Origin of the sequence: Bacillus sp. UNC125MFCrub1.1 (assembly GCF_000701305.1) — a bacterium.
Taxonomy (GTDB): Bacteria; Bacillota; Bacilli; order Bacillales; family Bacillaceae; genus Bacillus; species Bacillus altitudinis.
This window is the reverse complement of the sequence record NZ_KL370769.1, coordinates 592,230-608,348: the sequence shown is the minus strand read 5'-3', so window position 1 is coordinate 608,348 and position 16,119 is coordinate 592,230. Positions and strand designations below refer to the sequence as shown.

Annotated in this window: 16 protein-coding genes and 1 riboswitch; all 16 genes read left to right on the top strand. The window is 43.8% G+C overall.

Annotated features, from left to right (window positions below; translation table 11 throughout):
• The first annotated feature begins 125 nt into the window (after window positions 1–125).
• The 16 genes from N521_RS15840 to N521_RS15770 all read left to right on the top strand — a co-directional run bounded on the left by N521_RS15840 (window position 126) and on the right by N521_RS15770 (window position 16,113).
• Window positions 126–500, top strand: a complete 375-nt coding sequence (locus N521_RS15840) for a TraR/DksA family transcriptional regulator (protein ID WP_008344944.1) — start codon at window positions 126–128, stop codon at window positions 498–500.
• Between the two features lie 94 nt (window positions 501–594).
• Complete coding sequence (gene lspA / locus N521_RS15835; protein ID WP_008344942.1) at window positions 595–1,062, top strand: signal peptidase II; 468 nt, start codon at window positions 595–597, stop codon at window positions 1,060–1,062.
• A complete protein-coding gene (locus N521_RS15830; RefSeq protein ID WP_007499719.1) occupies window positions 1,059–1,973 on the top strand; it encodes an RluA family pseudouridine synthase in 915 nt (304 codons plus the stop codon). The genes lspA and N521_RS15830 overlap by 4 nt, the downstream gene beginning before the upstream one ends.
• Window positions 1,974–2,143: 170 nt before the next feature.
• Window positions 2,144–2,686: a bifunctional pyr operon transcriptional regulator/uracil phosphoribosyltransferase PyrR gene (gene pyrR / locus N521_RS15825; RefSeq protein ID WP_007499718.1), complete on the top strand. Its 543-nt coding sequence runs from the start codon at window positions 2,144–2,146 to the stop codon at window positions 2,684–2,686.
• Between the two features lie 155 nt (window positions 2,687–2,841).
• On the top strand, window positions 2,842–4,170 hold the full coding sequence (locus tag N521_RS15820) for a solute carrier family 23 protein (protein ID WP_017359351.1): 1,329 nt from the start codon (window positions 2,842–2,844) through the stop codon (window positions 4,168–4,170).
• Between the two features lie 130 nt (window positions 4,171–4,300).
• A complete protein-coding gene (locus N521_RS15815; protein WP_017367206.1) occupies window positions 4,301–5,224 on the top strand; it encodes an aspartate carbamoyltransferase catalytic subunit in 924 nt (307 codons plus the stop codon).
• Window positions 5,208–6,494, top strand: a complete 1,287-nt coding sequence (locus N521_RS15810; RefSeq protein ID WP_035392124.1) for a dihydroorotase — start codon at window positions 5,208–5,210, stop codon at window positions 6,492–6,494. Before N521_RS15815 ends, N521_RS15810 begins: the two co-directional genes overlap by 17 nt.
• On the top strand, window positions 6,491–7,585 hold the full coding sequence (locus N521_RS15805) for a carbamoyl phosphate synthase small subunit (protein WP_019743288.1): 1,095 nt from the start codon (window positions 6,491–6,493) through the stop codon (window positions 7,583–7,585). Before N521_RS15810 ends, N521_RS15805 begins: the two co-directional genes overlap by 4 nt.
• Window positions 7,570–10,785 (top strand): carbamoyl-phosphate synthase (glutamine-hydrolyzing) large subunit, encoded by a 3,216-nt coding sequence (gene carB / locus N521_RS15800; RefSeq protein WP_035392121.1) that lies wholly within the window; start codon window positions 7,570–7,572, stop codon window positions 10,783–10,785. Before N521_RS15805 ends, carB begins: the two co-directional genes overlap by 16 nt.
• Entirely contained in the window at window positions 10,782–11,558 is a 777-nt protein-coding gene (locus N521_RS15795; RefSeq protein ID WP_035392118.1) for a dihydroorotate dehydrogenase electron transfer subunit, read from the top strand. The genes carB and N521_RS15795 overlap by 4 nt, the downstream gene beginning before the upstream one ends.
• A complete protein-coding gene (locus N521_RS15790; protein WP_017359348.1) occupies window positions 11,552–12,484 on the top strand; it encodes a dihydroorotate dehydrogenase in 933 nt (310 codons plus the stop codon). Before N521_RS15795 ends, N521_RS15790 begins: the two co-directional genes overlap by 7 nt.
• Window positions 12,456–13,160 (top strand): orotidine-5'-phosphate decarboxylase, encoded by a 705-nt coding sequence (gene pyrF, locus N521_RS15785; RefSeq protein ID WP_035392115.1) that lies wholly within the window; start codon window positions 12,456–12,458, stop codon window positions 13,158–13,160. The genes N521_RS15790 and pyrF overlap by 29 nt, the downstream gene beginning before the upstream one ends.
• Window positions 13,161–13,167: 7 nt before the next feature.
• A complete protein-coding gene (gene pyrE / locus N521_RS15780; protein WP_035392113.1) occupies window positions 13,168–13,806 on the top strand; it encodes an orotate phosphoribosyltransferase in 639 nt (212 codons plus the stop codon).
• A gap of 158 nt (window positions 13,807–13,964) precedes the next feature.
• A riboswitch (SAM riboswitch) is annotated at window positions 13,965–14,067 on the top strand.
• Window positions 14,068–14,141: 74 nt separating this feature from the next.
• Window positions 14,142–14,288, top strand: a complete 147-nt coding sequence (locus N521_RS19415; protein ID WP_008344920.1) for a YezD family protein — start codon at window positions 14,142–14,144, stop codon at window positions 14,286–14,288.
• Window positions 14,289–14,333: 45 nt separating this feature from the next.
• Window positions 14,334–15,035: a phosphoadenylyl-sulfate reductase gene (locus N521_RS15775; RefSeq protein WP_007499702.1), complete on the top strand. Its 702-nt coding sequence runs from the start codon at window positions 14,334–14,336 to the stop codon at window positions 15,033–15,035.
• Between the two features lie 13 nt (window positions 15,036–15,048).
• Window positions 15,049–16,113, top strand: a complete 1,065-nt coding sequence (locus N521_RS15770) for an inorganic phosphate transporter (protein WP_008344915.1) — start codon at window positions 15,049–15,051, stop codon at window positions 16,111–16,113.
• The last annotated feature ends 6 nt before the right edge of the window (window positions 16,114–16,119 follow it).

The following is a 16,119-nucleotide window of genomic DNA, read 5'->3' as shown; positions in this document are numbered from 1 at the left end:
CGGGGCGTTTTTGATATAGAGAAAATGACAGCGTTTAGAACGAAAGGAAAAATCTTATGGCTTTAAAGTGAACAGGCGGGGCAACAATATGATTATCACGACAGGGCAGGAGTTGAATCAGCGACATGAATGGCGATCTAGAGACGATTTACATGGAACTCCTTCAAATGAGAGAAGAACTGCAATCGAAACTGTTTGAATATGCATCATTGCGTTCACCCGCTGAACATGTCACTTTCGATCAAGCAAAAACGACCACGCTTCTTTATCACATCAAAGAAGAACTGCAAGATGTTTCGCTCGCGATTGCAAAAATTGAACAAGGAACTTATGGCATATGTGAGGCGACTGGGCATACAATGCCCATTGAACAAATGAGTATTCTTCCGACTGCTCGTACGACTGACGACTTTTTATATCATAAGCAATACGAGAAAAAAGCATTCACCCCTTATCCTTATGAATCAAACGATTCTCATTTTGAAGCCTTCCACATGTAGGGAGGTTTTTGTCTGTCAACTAAAGTTTCTTTACTCCATCCTGTTTTCTTGATAAAATGCTTAAAGACCAAAGTATGAAGATGGAGGAACGTGTGTGTTCTATTACATAATCGCATTCGTGATAATTTGTTTAGATCAATTAACAAAATGGCTCATTGTCAAACATATGATGCTCGGTGATTCTATTCCTGTGATTGATGGCTTCTTTTACATCACATCTCACCGAAATTCAGGAGCCGCATGGGGGATTCTCCAAGGACAAATGTGGTTTTTCTATGTGATCACACTCGTTGTTATTGCAGGAATTGTTTATTATTTGCAAAAACATGGACAAAAGGACAAGCTACTTGGCGTAGCGCTTGCCTTAATGCTTGGCGGAGCGATTGGGAACTTTATTGACCGTATTTTCCGTCAAGAAGTGGTTGATTTTGCTCATTTCGTATTTGGGGATTATCATTATCCAATCTTTAATATCGCAGATTCCTCTCTATGTGTGGGGGTCATTCTGCTCTTTATTCAAATGCTTTTAGATGGAAAGAAAAATAAGGAGTCAACTACATGAATCAAGTAAACATTGCCGTTTCAGAAGAACAAACGAGTGAACGGCTTGATAAATTTTTAAGCACAACTGAACCAGAATGGTCAAGAACCCAAGTCCAGCAGTGGGTGAAAGATGGGCTCATCGAAGTAAATGGAAAACAAGTGAAGGCCAATTATAAAGTACAAGCTGGAGATCAAATCAAAGTAGAGATTCCAGATCCAGAAGCACTAGATGTAGAAGCGGAATCAATGGATCTTGATATTTATTATGAGGATGAAGATGTACTAGTGGTCAATAAACCAAGAGGAATGGTCGTTCATCCAGCACCAGGACATGTGACAGGTACTCTTGTCAATGGCCTCATGGCTCATTGCAATGATTTGTCAGGCATTAATGGTGTGATGAGACCAGGAATTGTCCACCGGATTGATAAAGATACGTCAGGGCTTTTAATGGTCGCAAAAAATGATATGGCGCATGAATCACTCGTCAATCAGCTGGTGGCGAAAACGGTCACTAGAAAATACACAGCCGTTGTTCATGGCATCATTCAGCATGATACTGGAACGATTGATGCACCAATTGGTCGAGACAAAAAAGATCGCCAAAGCATGACGGTCACAAAAGAAAATGCAAAGCAGGCAGTCACTCATTTTGATGTGATGGAGCGCTTTAAAGACTTTACCGTTGTAGAATGCCGCCTTGAAACAGGAAGAACCCACCAAATTCGTGTTCATATGAAATACATTGGCTATCCGCTTGCAGGAGATCCAAAATATGGCCCGAGAAAAACGGTTGATTTCAATGGACAACTGCTGCATGCAGGCGTGTTAGGATTTGATCACCCTAGAACAGGAGAATATATGGAGTTTACAGCTCCAATTCCAGCTGATATGCGGGGCTTTATCGATTCATTAAGAAATAACGATTGACAGGCCGTTCTTTTTTTGAAATAATAAACGAAGAAATTGAGATTCTTTAAGACAGTCCAGAGAGGCTGAGAAGGATAACGGATCAATTTGTGCACGAGTATGCACAAATGAGCGCCCCTCTCTGCCCTTTGCAGAAGGGGCTTTTTATTTGTCAAAAAGAGGTGTAAAAGATGGAACAAAAAGCAGTCATTCTTGATGAACAAGCGATAAGACGAGCGCTTACCCGTATTGCACATGAAATGATTGAGCGCAACAAAGGGATGAAGGATGTCATCCTAGCCGGGATCAAGACAAGAGGTATTCATCTTGCAAAGCGCCTTGCAGAGCGCATCGAGCAAATTGAAGGAAACCCCGTGACTGTGGGTGAACTGGATATTACGCTATACCGTGATGACCTGACAAAAAAGACAGAGAATCAAGACCCGCTTGTCAAGGGTGCAGACATTCCAGCTGACATTAATGACAAAACACTCATTGTCGTGGATGATGTTCTGTTCACAGGCAGAACGGTGAGAGCAGCTATGGATGCGCTTGTGGATGTAGGAAGACCATCTTCCATTCAGCTAGCTGTTCTAGTCGACCGGGGACACCGGGAGCTGCCGATTCGGGCAGATTATATCGGAAAAAACATCCCGACATCAAAAGCAGAGACAGTCATGGTTCAGCTCAATGAAGTAGATCAAAACGACCTTGTCGCTATATATGAAAAATAACCTTTTTAAATGCATTCCAGAGAGTTTGCAAAGAGGGCAATAACAGAGACACCGAGCACACGACTAAAGTGACGTGTACGGTTTTTCTAGGCCTCTTTGCGCATACTCGCAAAGAGGCTTTTTTAATGAAAAAGGACACATCTAGGAGGAAAATCATGAGTCAGCAAAAAGCCAATTTAGGCATTCGAGATATCCCAAAACCGTTCACATGGCTGTCACTCAGCCTGCAGCACTTGTTTGCCATGTTTGGTGCAACCATTCTTGTACCAAAGATCATTGATATGAGCCCAGCCGTTGCGCTCATCTCAAGCGGGGTTGGAACCATTGTGTACTTAATCATCACAAGAGGGCAGATTCCGGCGTATCTTGGATCGTCCTTTGCCTTTATCGCCCCTATCTTGAATGTAAAAGCCACCGGCGGCCCTGGAGCCGCAATGGTAGGTGCCTTTATGGCTGGTGTGGCATATGCACTCATCGCATTATTTATCAAATGGCTTGGCACAGGCTGGCTAATGAAGCTTCTGCCGCCTGTCGTTGTAGGACCCGTCATTATGGTCATCGGACTCGGACTCGCTGGAACAGCTGTTAACATGGCGATGTACGTGGATCCGAATGCAAAGGAGCTTGTTTACAGCCTGAAGCACTTAATGGTTGCAGGCTTCACACTCGCTGTCACCATTATTAGTATGATCTTCCTAAGAGGATTCCTTAGCTTGATTCCAGTCTTAATCGGCATTATCAGCGGCTACCTCTTTGCCTTAACACAAGGCATTGTGAACTTCCAGCCGGTCATTGCTGCAAAATGGTTTGCTGTACCAGACTTTGTTGTACCATTTGTCGACTATACTCCTGCTGTGACCTTAAGCATTCTCACAGTGATGGTGCCAGTTGCCTTTGTGACCATGTCTGAGCACATCGGCCATCAAGTCGTGTTAAGCAAAGTTGTTGGACAAGATTTTATTAAAAAACCAGGTCTTCATCGCTCCATTTTAGGAGACAGTGCGGCGACAATCTTCGCTTCACTCATCGGCGGACCTCCAACAACGACTTATGGAGAGAACATTGGCGTCCTTGCCATCACAAGAGTGTTCAGTATCTTCGTCATCGGCGGAGCAGCGGTGTTTGCGATCTGCTTCGGCTTTGTTGGGAAAATTTCAGCATTAATCAGTACAGTACCATCCGCGGTTATGGGGGGCGTTTCGTTCCTGCTCTTTGGAATCATAGCTTCAAGCGGACTGCGAATCCTGATTGATCATAAAGTGAATTTTGAAGAAAAGCGCAATCTCATTATCGCATCAGTCATCTTAGTCATTGGTATTGGCGGGGCATTCATTGAGGTGAAACAAATCAATCTGACGCTGTCAGGAATGGCACTCGCTGCTATTACTGGCGTCCTGCTAAACCTGATTCTGCCGCATCAAAAGGCAGAAGATGATGAGTCAAATGAATCGAATACCGAAAACCTTTTAAAAGAAGTCCAGTGAGGCTGACAAGGGTTCTAAACGGAGCAGAACGTGCGAAAGCACCCCTGCTTCTTTTGGAGAACCCTAAGCTGCCGAGGCTTAGGGTTTTTTTGAACCTGAAAGTGATGAAAAACTAGAGGGGGAAGAAAAAATGAATGATTTATCGACAATGAGCAGCTTGTCAAAGGAAGAAATTTTACAGCTGATTGAAGAAGCATGTGCATTGAAAAAAGGGAAACAGGAACATGGTTTAGCAGGTGAATTTGTAGCGAACCTCTTCTTTGAACCAAGTACAAGAACGCGTTTTAGCTTTGAGGTGGCAGAGAAGAAACTTGGAATGAATGTGCTGAACCTAGACGCAGCAAGTACCTCTGTTCAAAAGGGAGAGACCCTTTACGATACAGTGAAAACACTTGAATCCATCGGAGTCAAGGCATGTGTCATCAGAGACAGTACCGACGAATATTACAAAGAGCTGATTGGGAAGGTCGGGATTCCAATCATTAATGCGGGAGATGGCTGCGGACAGCACCCTACACAATCATTGCTGGATTTGATGACGATCTTTGAAGAGTTTGGCGGTTTTGAAGGCTTAACGATCTCGATTCATGGTGATATCAAACATAGCAGGGTGGCAAGGTCCAATGCTGAAGTCCTCGCAAGACTAGGAGCGACAGTGCTCTTTTCAGGACCAGCTTCCTTCCAAGATGAACAAAATCCTCATGGAACGTATGTCGAGGTGGACGAAGCCATGAAGCGGTCTGACGTGGTGATGCTGCTGAGAATTCAGCATGAAAGACACTCAGAAAAGATGGGCAACGAGGGTTACTTATCGACTTATGGATTAACAGTAGACAGGGCAAGCAAAATGAAAGAAAGAGCGATTATTATGCATCCAGCACCAGTAAATAGAGGTGTTGAAATAGATGATTCATTAGTAGAGTCAAAGCAGTCAAGGATTTTTAAACAAATGGAAAATGGTGTGTATATCCGAATGGCTGTGTTAAAAAGAGCTTTTCAAAATAGCAGACTACATCAAAAAGGGAGAGATTCTGTCTATGTCATATCTCATTAAAAACGGTTTTATCTTAACAAGCACAGGGGAAAGAGTGCAGCAGGATATTAGGGTAGAAGGAAAAGTGATTCAAGCAATGGGTCATTTAGAAAGAGAAGACGGAGAAGAAGTCATTGATGCAGCAGGGCTATTTGTATCACCAGGTTTGATTGATCTGCATGTGCATTTAAGAGAGCCAGGCGGCGAGAAAAAAGAAACCATTGAAACAGGTTCTAAGGCAGCAGCAAGAGGCGGGTATACGACCATTGCAGCGATGCCAAATACACGGCCAGTTCCAGATACAAAAGAACAAATGGAATGGCTGATGAATCGAATCAAAGAGACCTCATCTGTAAGAGTACTGCCATACGCTTCGATCACGACGAGACAAATTGGCGAAGAGATGACAGACTTTGCAGCGTTAAAAGAAGCGGGCGCATTTGCCTTTACGGATGACGGTGTTGGTATTCAAACCGCAGGCATGATGTACGAAGCAATGAAAAAGGCAGCAAGCCTTGATCAAGCCATAGTGGCGCACTGTGAAGATAACTCACTCATTTATGGAGGATGCGTTCATGAAGGAGACTTTTCAAAAGCAAATGGGTTAAACGGGATACCGTCAATTTGTGAATCGGTGCATATTGCAAGAGATGTCCTCTTAGCAGAAGCAGCGAATTGTCATTATCATGTATGTCATATCAGTACAAAGGAATCCGTCCGAGTGGTACGCGATGCAAAAAAAGCAGGCATTCGTGTGACAGCTGAGGTCTCGCCACATCACCTTCTCTTGTGTGATGCAGACATTCCAGGTCTTGACACAAACTATAAAATGAATCCGCCGCTCAGAGGAGCAGAAGATCGCGAGGCGCTGATCGAGGGGCTTTTAGATGGCACGATTGATTTTATCGCCACAGACCATGCACCGCATACAGAAGAAGAAAAGAACGAAACGATGCAGAGGGCACCTTTTGGGATTGTCGGACTTGAAACAGCGTTCCCGCTTCTGTACACACGTTTTGTGAAAACAGGGGAATGGACATTAAAAGAACTTGTTGATTATATGACCATCAAACCAGCAGAAGCCTTTGCTCTTCCATACGGAAAGCTGGAAGAAGGTCAAATTGCTGATATCACACTGATTGATTTAAACAAAGAAATGGCAATTGACAAAAAAAGCTTCTTATCTAAAGGACAAAATACACCGTTTGACAAATTGACTGTATCAGGATGGCCGGTCATGACACTTGCATCTGGGAAAGTCGTTTATGAAGAGGGGAGACTAGTAAAATGAAGAGACGCTTAGTGCTAGAAAACGGAACAGTATTCGAAGGAACAGGCTTTGGCAGCTTAGAACCGTCAGTCGGAGAAGTCGTCTTTAACACAGGGATGACAGGCTATCAAGAGATTTTGTCTGACCCGTCGTACTGCGGACAAATTGTCACACTCACTTACCCGCTGATCGGCAACTACGGCATTAACCGTGATGATTTTGAATCGATCACACCGTTTGTGAAAGGGCTGATCGTGAAAGAGCTTTGTGAAAAGCCTTCAAACTGGCGCTCTTCATACTCACTTGATGAGTATTTAAAAATGAAAAATATTCCGGGTCTCAGCGGCATTGATACACGCAAGCTCACGCGCATGATTCGAAGTGCAGGTACATTAAGAGGAGCATTTGCAGGACCGGATGAACAAGTAGAAGACGTTGTAAGCCGCCTTCAAACGATGCAGCTGCCAACAGATCAAGTAAGCCAAGTATCTGTGAAAAATGCGTATCCAAGCCCAGGAAGAGGCAAAAGAATTGTGCTTGTCGATTTCGGCATGAAGCACGGCATTTTGCGCGAGCTCAATAAGCGAGATTGTGATGTCATTGTGGTGCCATACAATATCACGGCAGATGAAGTATTACAGTTAAAACCAGATGGCATCATGCTTTCAAACGGACCTGGAGACCCAGTCGATGTACCAGAAGCAGTTGAAATGATTCAGCAGCTGATTGGAAAGGTACCACTCTTTGGTATCTGCCTAGGACACCAGTTATTTGCGCTTGCGTGCGGCGCAAGTACAGAAAAAATGAAATTTGGGCATAGAGGATCCAACCATCCAGTCAAAGAACTAGCAACTGGCAAGGTAACCTTGACGTCTCAAAACCATGGCTACACGGTTAGCGCCATTAATGAAGACGTGCTTGAAGTCACACATATTGCGCTAAATGACAACACCATTGAAGGATTAAAACATAAAGAAGCACCAGCATTCACTGTCCAGTATCACCCAGAAGCATCACCGGGTCCAGAAGATGCGAACTACTTATTTGACGAGTTCATGGACATGATTCATACAACTGAGAAAGAAGGGGAAGAAGTATGCCAAAACGCGTAGATATCAAAAAGATTTTAGTGATCGGTTCAGGTCCAATCATCATCGGTCAGGCAGCGGAGTTTGACTATGCAGGCACACAGGCTTGCTTAGCGCTAAAAGAAGAGGGCTATGAAGTCGTTCTTGTGAACTCTAACCCTGCGACGATCATGACGGATACAGAAATGGCCGATAAGGTATACATCGAACCACTGACACCAGAATTTTTAACACGAATCATTCGAAAAGAACGTCCTGATGCGATTCTGCCAACACTTGGCGGACAAACTGGATTGAACCTTGCTGTTGAATTATCAGATCTTGGTGTACTCGCTGAATGCGGTGTTGAAGTACTAGGCACAAAGCTGTCAGCTATTCAAAAAGCAGAGGACAGAGATTTATTCCGTAATCTAATGAATGAATTAAATGAACCTGTACCAGAAAGTGAAATTATCCATAACCTTGAAGAAGCGATGGCATTCACAGATCAAATCGGTTTACCGGTCATTGTTAGACCAGCCTATACACTAGGCGGCACAGGCGGCGGAATTTGTACAAATGAGCAAGAATTAAAAGAAATCGTCGAGAATGGACTGAAATTAAGTCCGGTGACACAATGTTTGCTTGAAAAAAGTATCGCAGGTTTTAAAGAAATTGAATATGAGGTCATGCGTGACAGCGGAGATCATGCCATTGTGGTTTGTAACATGGAAAACTTTGATCCTGTCGGCATCCACACAGGTGACAGTATCGTTGTGGCACCAAGTCAAACGCTAAGTGATCGTGAATATCAGCTGCTTCGTAATGTGTCACTCAAGTTGATTCGTGCACTTGGCATTGAAGGCGGATGTAACGTACAGCTGGCGATTGATCCAGACAGCTTCCAATACTATATTATCGAAGTAAACCCGCGCGTGAGCCGTTCTTCTGCTCTTGCGTCTAAAGCAACTGGATATCCAATTGCAAAACTTGCAGCGAAAATCGCAGTTGGCCTAACACTTGATGAAATGATGAACCCAGTCACAGGTAAAACATATGCAGCGTTCGAGCCAGCACTCGACTATATCGTTTCAAAAATCCCGCGCTGGCCGTTCGATAAATTTGAATCTGCCAACAGACGACTTGGAACACAAATGAAAGCAACGGGTGAAGTCATGGCGATTGGCCGCACATTAGAAGAGTCTCTTTTAAAGGCTGTTCGTTCACTTGAAGCGGATGTGCATCACATTGAATTAAAAGACGAAGCGGACATTACAAACGAAGTGCTTGAAAAGCGGATTATCAAAGCAGGAGATGAGCGTCTGTTTTATATCGCTGAGGCGCTAAGAAGAGGCTATACCGTCGAACAGATTCATGAATTCTCGAAAATTGATTATTTCTTCCTTCATAAGCTGGAAGGCATTATCGCATTTGAAAAGACACTAAAAGAAAACAAAGGCAATGTAGACGTTTTAAAAGAAGCGAAAGAAAAAGGTTTCTCAGATATTTATATTAGCCGCGAATGGAATATGAATGAGGCAGATGTCTATAACCTAAGAACAGAAGCAGGCATCGTTCCTGTGTATAAGATGGTGGACACATGTGCGGCAGAATTTGAATCAGAAACACCATATTTCTACAGCACATATGAAGATGAAAATGAATCCGAACGAACAGATAAGAAAAGTGTCATCGTGCTAGGCTCAGGTCCAATCAGAATCGGACAAGGAGTAGAATTCGATTATGCGACCGTTCATTCAGTGTGGGCAATCAAACAAGCAGGCTATGAAGCCATTATTATTAACAACAACCCTGAAACCGTCTCAACAGACTTTAGTATTTCAGATAAGCTCTACTTTGAACCACTCACTGTAGAAGATGTGATGCACATCATCGACCTTGAACAACCAGAAGGTGTCGTCGTTCAGTTTGGCGGACAAACAGCGATTAACTTAGCAGATGAATTATCAAATAGAGGGGTTCAGATACTTGGAACATCGCTTGAAGACCTTGACCGTGCGGAAAACCGTGACAAGTTTGAACAAACATTAGAAACTCTCGGCGTGCCGCAGCCAAAAGGTAAGACAGCAACGTCTGTGCCAGAGGCAGTAGCGATTGCGAATCAAATCGGTTACCCTGTGCTTGTCCGTCCTTCCTATGTATTAGGCGGCCGTGCAATGGAAATTGTGTATCAAGAAGCTGAGCTCCTTCACTACATGGAGAATGCGGTGAAAGTCAATCCGCAGCACCCAGTGCTCATTGACAAGTATTTGACAGGAAAAGAAATTGAAGTAGATGCTGTGTCTGACGGAGAAACGGTTGTCATACCAGGCATTATGGAACACATTGAAAGAGCCGGCGTTCACTCTGGAGACTCGATTGCGGTCTACCCGCCGCAAACTTTGTCTGAGGACATCAAAGCGAAAATCGCAGAATACACGATTAAACTCGCAAAAGGCCTTAACATCATTGGGCTTTTGAACATTCAATTTGTGCTATCAAAAGGTGAAGTGTATGTACTTGAAGTGAATCCGCGTTCAAGCCGGACTGTCCCATTCTTAAGTAAAATTACAGGCATTCCAATGGCGAACTTAGCTACAAAGGTTATTTTAGGAGAAAAACTGAAAAACTATGGCTACCAAGAAGGGCTTCATGTTGAGCAAGAAGGCGTATATGTGAAAGTTCCAGTCTTCTCTTTTGCAAAACTAAGAAGAGTAGATATTACACTAGGGCCTGAAATGAAATCAACAGGTGAAGTCATGGGGAAAGATATCACAATCGAAAAAGCCCTCTACAAAGGATTGATTGCATCAGGCATTCAAATTCCAAAAGACGGAACGGTTCTCCTGACAGTGGCTGATAAAGATAAAGAAGAAGGACTTGAGATTGCAAGAAGATTCCATTCCATCGGCTATCATATTTTAGCAACAGAAGGAACAGCGAATTACTTAAAACAAGCCTCTATTCCATCAAGTGTTGTCGGCAAAATAGGAGAAGAAGGAAAGAACCTGCTGGATGTCATTCGAAATGGTGAAGCCCAATTTGTCATCAATACCTTAACAAAAGGAAAACAGCCGGCAAGAGACGGCTTTAGAATTAGACGTGAATCTGTTGAAAATGGTGTCGCTTGCTTAACGTCACTAGATACAGCGGAAGCGATTTTAAGAGTGCTAGAGAGCATGACATTTAGAGCAGATGAAATGCCAGAAGTGAAAACGAATGCTGAGGTGACAGTAACGATATGAAAAAAGCATACTTGACGGTCGTCTCAAACCGAGAGATCGCTGATCATATTTACGAAATGACATTAAAGGGTGATCTTGTTGAATCCTTTCAAACAGCTGGACAGTTTCTTCATATAAAGGTCAGTGAATCCATGACACCGCTGCTGAGAAGACCGATCAGTATTGCCAACATTCATGCCGAAAAGCAAGAAGCAACCATCATTTACCGCGCAGAGGGAGAGGGCACAAAGCTCCTTTCCCAAAAGCGGGCGGGAGAGGCAGTCGATGTGTTAGGTCCGCTTGGAAACGGCTATGACCCTTCAGTCGTTCAGGCCGGACAGACCGCATTATTAGTCGGTGGAGGAATCGGTGTGCCTCCGCTATATGAACTGTCTAAGTTGTTAACGAAAAAAGGCGTCATCGTAAAACATGTTCTCGGTTTTCAATCGAAAAAGGATGTATTTTATGAGGAGAAGTTTCAAGCACTCGGAGATACGTTTATCGCAACCGGTGATGGGACATATGGTTCGAAAGGTTTCGTGACAAATGTCATTGAAGAGAATGAGCTGGACTTTGATGTCTTGCTTTCCTGTGGACCGACACCTATGTTAAAAGCACTAAAAGACTCTTATCCCGATAAGCCTGTCTATATTTCAATGGAAGAACGAATGGGCTGCGGAATCGGTGCATGCTTTGCTTGTGTCTGTCATACCGATCAGCACGAGAAACCGTACGTTAAAGTTTGTCTGGATGGACCTGTTTTTAAAGCGGAGGAGGTGGCGCTATCATGCTAAACATCGAATTACCCGGCTTATCTCTAAAAAATCCAATCATTCCTGCATCAGGCTGTTTTGGATTTGGAAAAGAATTCGCATCATTATATGACCTTTCCTTGCTGGGCGGCATCATGATTAAAGCCACGACCCTTGAACCGAGATTTGGCAACCCGACACCGAGGGTAGCTGAGACAGGAGCCGGTATGCTGAATGCGATTGGTCTCCAAAATCCAGGTCTAAAAGGCGTGCTTGAACATGAATTACCTTGGCTTGAGCAGTTCGATACCCCTATTATTGCCAATGTTGCTGGATCACAAGTTGATGATTATGTTGAAGTAGCGAAGCAAATTAGTCAAGCAAGTAATGTTCACGCCCTTGAACTGAATATCTCGTGTCCGAATGTGAAAACAGGTGGAATTGCCTTTGGGACCGATCCAGAAATGGCGGCTACATTGACAAAAGCCGTTAAGGAAGTTTCCTCCGTTCCTGTTTATGTGAAACTGTCACCTAATGTAGCCAATATCGTTGAGATTGCTAAAGCGATTGAATCGGCTGGAGCGGATGGACTCACCATGATCAATACCTTGATTGGGATGCGTTTAGATTTAAAGACAGGCAAACCCATTCTTGCCAATAAAACAGGCGGATTATCAGGTCCTGCTGTAAAACCTGTTGCCATCCGAATGGTGCATGAGGTCAGTCAGGCCGTTTCTATTCCGATTATTGGGATGGGCGGGGTGCAAAGCGCTGAAGATGTACTTGAATTTTTACTAGCTGGCGCAAGTGCGGTAGCTGTTGGGACAGCCAATTTTGTGAACCCATTTATTTGCCCGGAAATCATTGATGAACTGCCGAATGTGTTAGCGGCTTATGGGTATTCATCTGTAGAGGAATGCATCGGAAGGAGCTGGAAACATGAAGCACTTGCCCATCATCGCGCTTGATTTTCCATCAGGACAGGAGGCGCACGCCTTTATAGATCGTTTTGAAGGCACTCCATTATTCGTAAAGGTTGGCATGGAGCTGTTTTACCAAGAAGGTCCTGCCATTATTGACGCACTGAAAGAAAAAAATTGCCGTATTTTCCTTGATCTGAAGCTTCATGACATTCCAACAACTGTGCAAAAAGCGATGAACAGGCTTGCTGCACTTGGTGTTGATTTGGTGAATGTACATGCAGCCGGCGGGAAAAGAATGATGCAGGCGGCCGTAGAGGGACTTGAAAGCGGAACCCCTGCCGGGCAAAATCGCCCGGCTATTATTGCAGTGACCCACCTGACAAGCACGTCAGAAGATATGATGAAAAAAGAATTACTAATTGACCGCCCATTGCAAGAGGCGGTGCTTCATTATGGACAATTGGCATATGAAAGTGGACTTGATGGTGTGGTGTGCTCTGTTCATGAATCAAAACAGCTTCATGAACAAATCTCTCCTTCCTTTCTCACTGTCACACCAGGGATTCGCTTACCAAATGATCAAACGGATGACCAAAAGCGTGTGGCGACACCTGCCTTTGCCAAAGAACAGGGTGTTTCACAGATTGTTGTGGGAAGATCGATCACAAAAGCCACAAACCCAGTGGAAGCTTATCAACAAATTTTGAAAGAGTGGGAGTGACTGCCGGATGAAAACGAAAATCGCGAAGCATTTATTACAAATCAAAGCTGTCTCTTTAAAACCAGACGAACCATTTACATGGGCGAGCGGTATCAAATCACCGATTTACTGTGACAATCGCCTCACCTTGTCTTATCCTGAGGTCAGAGGAGACATTGCGGAAGGTTTAAAAGACTTGATTCTCACTCATTTTGAAGGAGCGGAAGTTGTCGCAGGTACAGCTACAGCTGGCATTCCTCATGCGGCATTAGCAGCTGATCGTCTGAACGTACCGATGTGCTATGTAAGAAGTAAACCAAAAGCACACGGAAAAGGAAATCAAATTGAAGGAGCCGTATCACCTGGCCAAAAGGTGGTTGTCGTAGAAGACCTCATCTCAACTGGAGGCAGCGTTCTTGAAGTTGTGGCTGCTTTAGAAGAAGAAGGCTGTGAAGTACTCGGAGTTGTTGCGATCTTCACTTATGGACTGCCAAAAGCAGCTGCGGCTTTTCAAGAGAAAAACATTCCCTATGTCACGCTGACAGACTATGACACACTGACAGAAGTGGCACTTGAGCTAAAAGCAATTGAGCCTTCTGCTATGAATAAACTAAAACGTTGGAGACAGGATCCTTCGTCTGAATCTTGGATGGAAGAAACGGTCTAAAAAGCTTGTCTTGTTTTAAAAAAGCTGTGCTGCGCTGCACAGTTTTTTATTTGGTTAAAAATAGTAAAAAAGACTCAAATTTAAATAAAAACTAATCCTATCAATAAAGTCGGGTTGACTTTTGTTTGAATTGTGTTAATATTTAATACAAATTAAAACTCTTATCCAGAGAGGTGGAGGGACTGGCCCGATGAAGCCCGGCAACCTGCGATTTGCAAGGTGCTACTTCCTGCAAAATGATTCTATTTTGAAAGATAAGGAAATCGTGAGCTTCCTCATCTTTCTTTCGGACTGAAAGAAAGTTTTTTTATTTTAACGGTGAGGAGGAAGAGGAGATGGAACTGAAACAAAACCAGGATGAGGACTTAGTGAAGCATATGCAAGAGCTGATTGGGGATATGAAATTCGGTTCAATTACGTTGATCGTTCAGGACGGTCAAGTGATTCAAGTGGAAAAAAATGAAAAAATCAGATTAAAGTAGTGCGGAGAATAGCAATAGAAGCAGTACTCCGGAAGGGGAGAAACAATGTTAACTTATGAAAATTGGCAAGAGCCGTCCATTACATTTCAAGAGGACGATTTGTATAAAGGGGCCCTATCTGTGCTGAAATGGGCGTACGGCCACTATGGTGATCAGCTCGTTTATGCATGCAGTTTTGGCATTGAGGGCATTGTCCTGATCGATCTTATTGCGAAAGTAAAAAAAGATGCAAGAATTGTCTTTTTAGATACAGGTCTGCATTTCAAGGAAACATACGACACCATTGATGCAGTTAGGGAAAGATATCCCGGGTTAGACATCGTGCTGAAAACACCTGAGCTGACGGTGGAAGAGCAGAATGAGCAGCATGGTGATAAATTATGGGAAACGAATCCTCAAAGCTGCTGCCATATGAGAAAGGTCATTCCATTGCAAGAGGCACTATCTGGCTATCCGGCATGGCTGTCTGGTTTAAGAAGAGAGCAGTCGCCTAAACGAGCAGGTACGAACTTCTTAAATAAGGATGAAAAATTCCAATCAGTCAAAGTATGTCCGCTCATTCACTGGACGTGGAAGGACATATGGAGATATGCGTCTAGAGAGGATCTTACTTATAATCCGCTGCATGACCAAGGATATCCAAGCATCGGGTGTGCACCTTGTACACAGCCGGCATTTACTGCTGATGATTTGCGTTCTGGAAGATGGTCAGGGACAGCAAAGACTGAGTGCGGATTACATGAGTAAGGGAGCATAATGTATGGAAATCGCCGCAATTTTATTTAGCTTATTCTTTGCTTTAAATATTGGCGCAAGCGGAGCAGCCGCTTCGATGGGCATCGCATATGGTTCAGGTGCGATCAAAAAGCCAATATACGCGCTCAGCGTTTGTGCAGTTGGAATATTAGCAGGTTCAGTGATTGGCGGCGGCGAGGTCGTCAAAACGATCAGCTCCGGGATTATGCCTGAATCTGTCATCACACTTGAAATTGTGTGTATCATCATTGGCTCGGCCGCATTATCACTTTTCATAGCGAACCTCTTGGCCATTCCTTTATCCACAAGTGAGGTCACAGTAGGAGCTGTGGTCGGTGTGGCAGCCGCATATAAAGTGCTGTATGTGAAATCGATCTTAGTCATTGTCTCTTTTTGGGTGATTATTCCGATTGTTGCCTTTGTTTTTACCTTTGCTGTTGTCAAAATCATCAGATTGTTCCCTAAACGGACATTATCCAAAAAAGGTACATTGATCTTATCTGTTGTTTTGATTATCAGTGGGTTTTTAGAAGCGTTTTCAGCCGGCATGAACAATGTCGCCAATGCGGTCGGCCCGCTTGTCGCATCAGGTGTTTTATCAGTCGGGCAAGGAACCCTTTACGGCGGAATCTTTGTGGCCATTGGGGCGCTGCTTCTAGGAAGAAGGGTACTAGAAACAAACGGAAAGAAAATTACACGCTATCAAACGGGTGAAGGCATTCTATTATCGAGCACCGGTGCAGGACTTGTCATCGTCAGCTCTATATTCGGACTCCCTGTTCCCCTTACTCAAATTACCTCCTCGTCCATTATTGGGCTTGGTATGGCAAAGGGTGGACCGAACATTTTTCATAAACATGTTGTGAAAAAAATGCTGAAGGTATGGGTTGTGTCACCTTTCTTATCACTTAGTCTATCTTATTTGTTGGTAAGCCTTTTCTTAAAAGGAGACTATTACTCTATCTTTATCATGATGAGTGTACTGCTTGCTTCACTAGGTGCACTGAGTCTTATGAAGGCAGTTAAAAATGAGAGCAGCTCGATTCATGAACAGGGCGGCGGGATTTAAATATAA

Bases quoted from the DNA above. Each gene is read 5' to 3' on its own strand.
- pyrE (WP_035392113.1), top strand. From the start codon at position 13,168: ATGAAAACGAAAATCGCGAAGCATTTATTACAAATCAAAGCTGTCTCT.
- N521_RS15795 (WP_035392118.1), top strand. From the start codon at position 10,782: ATGAAAAAAGCATACTTGACGGTCGTCTCAAACCGAGAGATCGCTGAT.
- carB (WP_035392121.1), top strand. From the start codon at position 7,570: ATGCCAAAACGCGTAGATATCAAAAAGATTTTAGTGATCGGTTCAGGT.
- N521_RS15820 (WP_017359351.1), top strand. From the start codon at position 2,842: ATGAGTCAGCAAAAAGCCAATTTAGGCATTCGAGATATCCCAAAACCG.
- N521_RS15775 (WP_007499702.1), top strand. From the start codon at position 14,334: ATGTTAACTTATGAAAATTGGCAAGAGCCGTCCATTACATTTCAAGAG.
- N521_RS15810 (WP_035392124.1), top strand. From the start codon at position 5,208: ATGTCATATCTCATTAAAAACGGTTTTATCTTAACAAGCACAGGGGAA.
- N521_RS15770 (WP_008344915.1), top strand. From the start codon at position 15,049: ATGGAAATCGCCGCAATTTTATTTAGCTTATTCTTTGCTTTAAATATT.
- N521_RS15815 (WP_017367206.1), top strand. From the start codon at position 4,301: ATGAATGATTTATCGACAATGAGCAGCTTGTCAAAGGAAGAAATTTTA.
- N521_RS15790 (WP_017359348.1), top strand. From the start codon at position 11,552: ATGCTAAACATCGAATTACCCGGCTTATCTCTAAAAAATCCAATCATT.
- pyrF (WP_035392115.1), top strand. From the start codon at position 12,456: ATGAAGCACTTGCCCATCATCGCGCTTGATTTTCCATCAGGACAGGAG.
- N521_RS19415 (WP_008344920.1), top strand. From the start codon at position 14,142: ATGGAACTGAAACAAAACCAGGATGAGGACTTAGTGAAGCATATGCAA.
- pyrR (WP_007499718.1), top strand. From the start codon at position 2,144: ATGGAACAAAAAGCAGTCATTCTTGATGAACAAGCGATAAGACGAGCG.
- N521_RS15840 (WP_008344944.1), top strand. From the start codon at position 126: ATGAATGGCGATCTAGAGACGATTTACATGGAACTCCTTCAAATGAGA.
- N521_RS15830 (WP_007499719.1), top strand. From the start codon at position 1,059: ATGAATCAAGTAAACATTGCCGTTTCAGAAGAACAAACGAGTGAACGG.
- N521_RS15805 (WP_019743288.1), top strand. From the start codon at position 6,491: ATGAAGAGACGCTTAGTGCTAGAAAACGGAACAGTATTCGAAGGAACA.